The 8,402-nt window shown below is 64.3% G+C and carries 6 protein-coding genes and 2 pseudogenes; 5 read left to right on the plus strand and 3 right to left on the minus strand.

Annotated features, from left to right (window positions below; genetic code table 11):
- Positions 1–260 (plus strand): integrase core domain-containing protein (locus G4G93_RS34995; protein ID WP_165091696.1); only part of this gene is annotated, 260 nt, incomplete at its 5' end.
- 101 nt (positions 261–361) lie between these two features.
- Here G4G93_RS34995 and G4G93_RS35000 read toward each other — a convergent pair.
- Positions 362–865, minus strand: a complete 504-nt coding sequence (locus G4G93_RS35000; protein WP_395412237.1) for a methyl-accepting chemotaxis protein — start codon at positions 863–865, stop codon at positions 362–364.
- 633 nt (positions 866–1,498) lie between these two features.
- On the opposite strand from G4G93_RS35000, the pseudogene G4G93_RS35005 reads away from it, so the two are divergent.
- Positions 1,499–2,923, plus strand: a pseudogene (locus G4G93_RS35005) (methyl-accepting chemotaxis protein); the annotation flags it as partial.
- Between the two features lie 371 nt (positions 2,924–3,294).
- Here G4G93_RS35005 and G4G93_RS35010 read toward each other — a convergent pair.
- Positions 3,295–3,528, minus strand: coding sequence for a hypothetical protein (locus tag G4G93_RS35010; protein WP_060850343.1), 234 nt, complete (start codon positions 3,526–3,528; stop codon positions 3,295–3,297).
- Positions 3,529–5,990: 2,462 nt separating this feature from the next.
- Positions 5,991–6,464: an Rrf2 family transcriptional regulator gene (locus G4G93_RS35015; RefSeq protein ID WP_060850342.1), complete on the minus strand. Its 474-nt coding sequence runs from the start codon at positions 6,462–6,464 to the stop codon at positions 5,991–5,993.
- A 95-nt stretch (positions 6,465–6,559) separates the two neighbouring features.
- On the opposite strand from G4G93_RS35015, the gene hmpA reads away from it, so the two are divergent.
- From hmpA to G4G93_RS35030, 3 genes and pseudogenes are all read left to right on the plus strand, one after another.
- Positions 6,560–7,795, plus strand: a complete 1,236-nt coding sequence (hmpA, locus tag G4G93_RS35020; RefSeq protein WP_060850341.1) for an NO-inducible flavohemoprotein — start codon at positions 6,560–6,562, stop codon at positions 7,793–7,795.
- Between the two features lie 46 nt (positions 7,796–7,841).
- Positions 7,842–8,105: pseudogene (locus G4G93_RS35025) on the plus strand (PAS domain S-box protein); the annotation flags it as partial.
- A 54-nt stretch (positions 8,106–8,159) separates the two neighbouring features.
- The coding region (locus tag G4G93_RS35030; RefSeq protein ID WP_165090829.1) for a transposase at positions 8,160–8,402 on the plus strand (243 nt) is incomplete at its 3' end.

Consider the following 8,402-nt stretch of genomic DNA (forward strand, 5'->3'; position numbering starts at 1 on the left):
CCGGCATCGAGCCGTCGGTCGGCAGCGTCGGCGACTCGTACGACAACGCCTTGGCGGAGACGATCAACGGCCTGTTCAAGGCGGAGGTCATCCACCGACGTGGACCGTGGCGCTCCTTCGAGGCCGTCGAGTACGCCATCCTGGAGTGGGTCGACTGGTACAACCACCGTCGCCTGCTCGCGCCGATCGGCAACGTCCCTCCCGCCGAGGCCGAAGCGCGCTATTATGCTCACGGCGGCGACCAAGCTTTGGCCGCCTGACCCAAGCCAACCAGCCTCCGAAAAACCCGGAGCGGTTCAGAGTTCGGATCGGCCCTCATTCTGCCTGCCATGCTCGACCGGCGACCTACGCGCTGGCGGTCTCAACTCTGCGGCTGGTTTAGCAGCACCCAGAGGCGCACAATCCTGCCGCCGACGACTTCGGCGACGTCGGTTCTGGTAACCGCGACCGGGCCACCGTCCGGCCCAGCCTGCCACCGCAGCGAACTCAGCCCGTGGTGCCCGACAGCCGCGCCGACCGTGTTGAACCGGAAGGTCGGCCCGAACTGCTCCAAGAACTTGCCGGCGACCGCCGCGATGGCTTCGCGTCCGCGCACCACATCGGTCGGCTCAGCGAGTTGTTTGACCTCCTGAGCCATCACTGTGAAACCGTATTCCGCCTCACCTGCGCGTGCTGCCTCGATGGTGGCGTTGAGCGCCAGCAGAATCGTCTGGCTCGCGATCACCTGAATGAGAGCGACGATACCGCCGATTCGGGTGGCCTGCTGGCTCAGGCCCGACACGATCGTGCTGGTTTCCTGCGCCTGGGTGACGGCCTGCCCAGCGATCTTTGAGGCGTGCTGCACCTGATTGTTGATCTCGGACACGGAGGCAGACAGCTCCTCGGCGCCTGAGGCCACGGCTTGGATGTCACCGGAGACCTACCGAACGACCCTTAAGCGGGGATTCGTTCGCGTTTGCGACAGGCACCCTTTGATGCGCCCTCTTTCGTCCCATTCTCCGTTGTTTGGACATGCAGGTAGCGTCCAGTTATGTGCCCGAAGTGTAGCCGATCATCGCCTGAACGAGGTGCGCCGGGGTGCCGCGGTCGAGGGCGTGGCTGGTTTGCGCAGAGACTTAGGCCAGAGCGCTGAGATTTTTGTTCAGCATATCTTAATCATTATCGCTGTAATTTTCATGACTAGAAATCTTGCTGGACCGAGTGCGGCGGTCAGCGAGTTTCTCGACTGCGCCGGTTTACCCATGCGCCTCTCGATAAAATTCTACCTTATCGGTTTGTTCTGATTGACCGCCTGAATATCGGCTACACAAGGTATACTATCGGTATCTCAACTCAATCGAGATTAATACTAACGAAATCGCTACTAATTTGATGCCATCCGTAGATACTTTGCACCGGCTTAACACACTTATACCTGAATATCGCGTCGGTATATATCGATTAATCGTAGCTTCTAACGATACGCAGACTAAGTTAATAACAAAATAACTTCTCTGAAAAAAATCTCAAAGTTATGCGTGTACGCAAAGAATACGAGCCGCTGATTAGCTCGTCGGAGGAGCGTGTTATCTATGATCATTACGCCATCCGTTGGGATGAATACCTCCGAGAGCTTGAGCCTATCATCTCGGCTGCCGAGGCAGGGGGGCGGGAGGAGGCGCTCAGGCTGCTGGCGAATGGCATCCGCGCCGTTCAGCTCGGAAGGGAAATGGGCGACCTCCTGCAGCAAGACGTGGCGCTCAACAAGCGGGGGGCGGATACTGCCGCTCAAGCCAGCCTCGTCGGTGTCGATCGAGCGGTGAAGGCAGCCTACTTCGCCATGGTGGTTGCTGTCGTGGCGTCCCTCGGGGCTATGCTGTTCAGCTTGTTCGGCCTCGCACGACCCCTCGCTAACATGACTGCTGCGATGCGCCGGCTTGCGAGTGGGGATGCCGCCGTGGCCGTACCCGGAATCGAGCGCCAGGACGAGATTGGGGCGATGGCGGGTGCCGTGCAGGTGTTCAAGGACAACCTGATCCGTACCGGCGAACTGGAAAAGGAGACCGCACTGGCTCGCGCCGGGGCTGAGGCACAGCGCAAAGCTGCGATGCAGCAGACTGCCGACCGCTTCGAGCAGGCGGTCGGCGGCATCATCGCGTCCGTGACTGCCTCGGCGAGCGAGCTGCAAGGCACCGCGCAGACTATGGCCGGCACGGCGCAGGAGACTGCGGCACAATCCACCACGGTTGCGGCCGCGGCCGAGGAGGCGTCCTCGAACGTTAATACGGTGGCCGCCGCCGCAGAGGAGCTGGGCTCGTCCGTGCAGGAGATCGCACGGCAGATCAGCGGGTCGGCCCCCATGGCTCAGGCAGCCGTGCAGGAGGCCGAACGGACTGGAGCGCTGGTGCGGGAGCTAAGCGCGGCGGCGGCCAAGATCGGGGAGGTGGTCGACCTGATCTCCGGCATCGCCGGTCAGACGAACCTCCTGGCGCTGAACGCGACCATCGAGGTGGCCCGAGCCGGTGAGGCCGGCCGCGGTTTCGCGGTCGTGGCCGCGGAGGTGAAGGAGCTCGCCAATCAGACCGGGCGGGCGACGCAGGACATCGCCACCCAGATCGGCCGGATCCAGGGCTCGACCGGGCAGGCGGTGGCAGCGATCGGCAGCATCGGCGGGCGCATCGAGGAAATGGCGCGGGTGGCGACCGGGATCGCGGCGGCCGTCGAGGAGCAGGGGGCGGCGACACAGGAGATCGTACGCAACGTGTCCCAGGCGGCCGCCGGCACCGGCGAGGTGACCAGCTCCATCGTTGGGGTGGCGAGCGCGGCAGAAGTCACGGGCTCGGCCCCGGGTCGGGTGCTGGTCTCAGCGTCGGACCTGTCGCAGCAGTCGGAGAGCCTTCGCTGCGCACTAGGCGGGTTCCTGAAATCACTTCGGGCTGCGTGATCGGAACCAATTAGCCCCGCCTTTTTGGTGCGGGGCTGAATGCTGGTCTATACTCTCCCAAGAAGTGAGCGGAACTGTCCGACGGCCACGCGTGCAAGTAGCGGTCGCTTGACGGCCCGTGCGGTCTCGTCCTGCTCGACGCGGCTCACCACAGCCACTTCGCCCTCATCCAAGGCCGAGGGCGGCTGGACGAACAGCCACGCAAGCTGCCGTGCGGGCGGCAACGGAGCTTCTGTCTCAGGCCGCTGCGCGTCACTGGCTCTCGCGCAGCGGGGCTTGCGGCCTGATCGGACCGGCCTCGTCCGGCGCTCGGCGACGAAGGGATGCACTTGCCAGCTCGTTCCCGGATAGCCCTGCTCCTGGATCTCGCGTCACAGGGCCACGGCGTTCTCGCAGCCTTCGTCGGTCCACACCGTCAAGTATGCGATGTACGGATTAAGGAGGCTCGGCCCGGCGCCGTGAGGCAGTCGGGCCGGGAAGGCCTCGGCGACCGCGTACTCGCGCACGGTGGCGCGCACCAGCCCCATGGAACGGGCAATCCCGAGCAGCAGCTCGCCGACGGCATACCGCCGGCGGGCCTCGTCGTAGACCGCCTGCCATCGCATCCGGCTTGGTACACCCGCCTCCAACTCTGGAGTGTTGCGGGCAAAGGCTCGGTCGCTCCGGGCAGAGCGAACGGTCGAGCCGGGGGCGGACGGAAGGTTCCGCAACCGGGCGTAGACACCATGGAGCCAACGTTCGACGCCCTGCCGCATGTTGGTGAGCAGGTGCCATTGATCGGCGATCTGCTGGGCCTAAGGAGCACCAAGGCTGGCGCCTCGGGCATACTCTGTCGAGCAATCCCGGGCGATAAGCTCGACGTCGGAGTGCCGTTCGAGCCAGTCGGCCACCGTGTGTGCAGTCCGGTCGGGAGGAAGTCAATCACGCGGTGACGGTCGAGATCGACGACGGTCGGGCCGTAGCGGCTACCCTTGCGGATCGCTCAATCGTCGATGCCGATGCGGAGTGGGGCCGGCAGGTTGGGCATCGGCATGCGGGTGACGAGCCGCAGCACGGTCGCGCGGCTTGCCGGCAGTAGAGGTGCGCAAGGACACGCGCGCCGCCCGCACCGCCGCAGGCGAGGCCTATCCTGGTCTGCGCCTCGCAAAGCCACCGCTTGCGGCGGGCGCGCGGAGCGAGGAGGTCTACAGGCGTCTCGGCGAAGGTTCGGCTTCGGCAGGTTGGGTTGAGGCAGTAGAACCGCCGCACCTCGATGCGGAGGCAGGTCCGCGATCCGTCCTACACCCGCGTGCAGCTTCGCATGATACGGGACATGCTAAGCTAGAGCGCCAGCATCTCGACCAATACAAGGGACGCCGGCTTGTCGCGGCAGACCATCTGCCGCAACGAGGCGGACCCGGCAGAGGCCGAGGCGATCTTATTGCGGTGGGCGCATGAAGACTGGGATTGATCGATTCGCGGCCAAGGGCCGGCAGACCAGCATCCACACGCGTCAGAAGCGAGCCAACCAACAGGCTACCTATCTCGCTCCCATCATCGCAGAAGCGCAGGCGGGTGGAGCGTCGACGTTGCAGGCCATCGCTGATGTGCTGACCGCTCGCGGCCTCACCACGACTCGTGGAGGCCGCTGGTCTCCTACTGCCGTGACGCGCGTGCTTGCTTGGACGGGTTGAATAGCGGCGGGCCGGGTTGTTCCCTCCGTAGAGACCCGGCCCGCCTACCTCACGTGGGGGTGACATCGCGAGATTGCGGGCGAGTATCATTTCGAGTGCAGGGGTGCACAATCGACCAAGCGGTTTATATCGTGGCTGGCAGGCCGGTGCGTTTCCTCCATTACTAGAGACCCGGCCTGCCGATGACACCAACCGAGCGGCCGAGAGGCGGCAGACTGGCGTGACCTATGCTGAGGTAGTGCGAGCGCCCGATTAATCCAGACGGCAGAACGCCCGCCGGAGGGTTAGGACCTTGGCGGGCGCTCAGCGCTGAGGAGCTGACTCGAACCGCTTGTAGAACGGCCGACTGCGCGAACCGTTCCGCCTGAGGACCACGGCATTATTGACCCCCGCTGCCGCCAGCCCCACCACAAGTAGCGCTCGATCGCGGCTTGTTGTTCTCCTCGGCGTTGCCAGAAGCAGCCGTAGAGCTTCCTGTCGGACGGCCTTGGGCGAGCACCGGGCTGGCGAGTACGATCAAGGCTTCACTGAGAGCTGTGACTTTCCTCATTGGGTTTCTCCGGGGTGATCTTGTACGATTTCCGACTGATTGCTTCGCAATGCGGAAACCGGCTTCGCTCAGGTGTGAGGAGCCAGAGGCTCCACCGCGCGGGCTTGTCAGACGATGTTCAAAAAAGATTTTTTGACATCATATTACTTATCATGGTGTGCAGGGCAGAGCCAACCAACGTCATATTGTTAACTGATTTTGATTTGAGTAGAAAAGTCGGATTCCGGGAACGTGCCAGACAATAGGGCGCCAGTTCAGGGTTGGTCCCTCACCGGCGTGGTGTCCATCAAAGGAAATCTTGCGATTGTCCTTCGAAGCGATTCAAATCGCCGTCCTTGCGCTTGTTCCATCCTGCCATTGGATTACTGTTGTCGACGGACGATCCACGCGTCGGCCAAGAAGAAGGTTTCTGCGGTATCGGGAAAGAACCAGTTCGGACGCCCCGTACGCCAGGAGAGGCACGGACAGGCTACAGCTGAGATTTCAGTCGTAGCCCCACCACCCCAAGTTGCGGCTGCGCTTTCCCGTCCAGCCTGCCGGATACGGCCCCTCCTACCATCCGCATCGCCCGACACAGGAAGGACCCACCGCCAGTGCGATGCCGGATCAGTTCGGCACCTTCGCCGGAGCAGCCCCTTCGGAAGGATGTCTTAGATCTATGGCACCGAGGCCGGGAGATCCCATTCGGCGGCCTCAGCAAGCGCCACAGCTCACTCGCGCACCTCGTCCGCGCCGATGCCGCACTCCCTCCGGATCGCCCTCGAATATCGGAGGCGTACGGAGCCAGCTCTCGAGCCCACTTTTACAACTGTCCAATATTTACAAAGACAGCTGGCGCCGCTACTCAGATCAGATCGGGCATAATTTGCTCGCCAACCTTAGGTAATGAAAGACCCAGCAGACGTGCGACTTCTGGACCGGACCCATCTCCCAGCAGGTCCGCCAGTGTGTAGCCGTCCAGCACCGCCAAAAACGCGGCCAGGGCCTCCCCGAGCGCGCGCCGGAGCCGGCAGGACACTGTGATCGCGCAGGCCCCGCTCGCGAAGCATTCGACGAGCGCTAGGTCCTCCTCTGTCTCGCGCACCACCGCCCCGACGACGATCTCAGAAGGCAGCTTGCCGAGACGAAGCCCGCCGCCCCGCCCTCGTGTCGTGCGGATCAACCCAAGGCGCCCGAGCTGATGCACCACCTTGGTGAGATGGTTCTCCGAGATGCCGTACGCCCGCGCGATCTCAGCGATCGAGCTCTGCTGGGGCTCATGCAGGCCGAGATAGATCAGGGTGCGCAGCGCGTAGTCGGTGTAGCGGGTTAGGCGCATGAGGGCTCCAGAACGGTGATAAGGTATATTCAGCTTGCATCTTTTCAGCCAGCTAGTTAGAAGGTGCGTGTTAAATGTACCTTTGAGAGCCGCTGATGCCGACCCCCCTCACCCCTGCCACCGTCGCTCTCGTCAAGGCCACCGTGCCCGCCCTCGAGGCGCACGGATTGGACATCACCCGGCGCATGTACGAGCGCCTGTTCCATAACGCGGAGATCCGCGACCTCTTCAACCAGTCTCACCACGGCGAGACTGGGTCGCAGCCCAAGGCTCTGGCGCAGGCGGTCCTGGCCTACGCGCGCAACATCGACAATCTCGGCGTCCTCGGGGGGGCGGTGGAGCGCATCGCCCAGAAGCACGTCGCGCTCAACATTCTGCCCGAGCACTACCCCTTCGTGGCTGACGCCCTGCTCGGGGCCATTGGTGACGTGCTCGGCGCGGCGGCGACACCCGAGATCTGTGCGGCCTGGGGCGAGGCCTACTGGTTCCTGGCCGAGCTGCTGATCGGGCGCGAGGCCGCGATCTACCGCGACTTGGCGGCGAAGCCTGGCGGTTGGAACGGCTGGCGCGAGTTCGTGGTGGAGAGCGTCACGACCGAGAGCGAGGTCATCCGCTCCTTCGTCCTCGTCCCAGCCGACGGCGGCCCGGTCCTACGCCACCAGCCTGGGCAGTATCTCGGATTCCTGTTCGACTTGCCCGATCACGGCGTGCTCAAGCGCAACTACTCGATCTCCTGCGCGCCCAACGACCGGGCCTACCGCATCACCGTCAAGCGCGAGGGCCGTCCGGGCGAGCCGGCGGGCATCGTCTCCAACTGGCTGCATGACGAAGCCAAGGCTGGAACGGTGCTGCGCGCGGCACCGCCGGCGGGAGATTTCTTCCTCGATGGAGCGGCCGAGGATCCGGTCGTGCTGGTGAGCGGCGGCGTTGGGCTCACACCGATGATGAGCATGCTGGAGACGATTGCTAGGACCACGCCCAGGCGCCCGACCTGGTACGTTCACGGGGCCCAGAACGGGCGCGTGCACGCGATGCGGGACCGCGTCCGGGAGCTGACGGTCGGCAACGAGAACCTGCGCCTGCACACCTTCTACGCGGAGCCTGTGGCGGAAGATCGGCCGGGGAAGCACTACGATGCGCAGGGGCTGATCACCGCGGAGTGGCTGGTGCGGCAGACTCCCCATGAGGCGGCGACCTACTACCTGTGCGGGCCCAAGCCCTTCCTCGCTGCCCTCGTTGTTGGTCTCCAGCGCCAGGGCGTACCGGCCGAGCGGATTCGGTTCGAGTTCTTCGGTCCCGCCGACGAGCTGCTGGAGCAGCAGGCGGCCTGACTGCACCGGCGCCGCTCCGCCGGAGGGCGGCGCCCCTTCCGGGAGGATGCTCATAAAGTTCGTGCGCATCGTCGTCGATGCCATTTTGGCCGGATCGGCCGATGCGATTGTCGCCTCCGACCGCGACGGCATCATCCGGGCCTGGAACCCAGGTGCCGTGCGCATCTTCGGCTACGCGGAGGCCGAGGCGGTTGGTCAGTCGCTCGACATCATCATGCCCGAGCGGCTACGCATGCGCCATTAGGGGGGCTATCGCAAGACCATGGCCACGGGTGATAGCCGCTATGGCGAGGGTGCCCTTCTGGCGGTGAAGTAGCCCCCGAAATGACCGGACAGGGGCTCACGCTTATGGAAGTGTGTGCCTATGACCGACCGTATGGTGAGTTCTAACGACCCGCCCCGCGCCGAACGCGTCGAGGTGATCACCTCGGTCCAGCGCCGGCGGCACTGGACCACGCAGGAGAAGGTGCGCCTCGTCGAGGAGACCTATCTACCCGGCCAGTCCGTCTCGCTCGTCGCCCGCCGCCACGGGCTGAACGCCAACCAGCTGTTCACGTGGCGTCGGCTGATGGAGCGCGGCGCGTTCACGGCCGCCGGTGCCGGTGAA

Source organism: Methylobacterium sp. DB0501, from assembly GCF_011043735.1.
GTDB classification, from domain to species: domain Bacteria; phylum Pseudomonadota; class Alphaproteobacteria; order Rhizobiales; family Beijerinckiaceae; genus Methylobacterium; species Methylobacterium alsaeris.

Bases quoted from the DNA above. Each gene is read 5' to 3' on its own strand.
- G4G93_RS35015 (WP_060850342.1), bottom strand. From the start codon at position 6,464: ATGCGCCTAACCCGCTACACCGACTACGCGCTGCGCACCCTGATCTAT.
- G4G93_RS35010 (WP_060850343.1), bottom strand. From the start codon at position 3,528: ATGCGATGGCAGGCGGTCTACGACGAGGCCCGCCGGCGGTATGCCGTC.
- hmpA (WP_060850341.1), top strand. From the start codon at position 6,560: ATGCCGACCCCCCTCACCCCTGCCACCGTCGCTCTCGTCAAGGCCACC.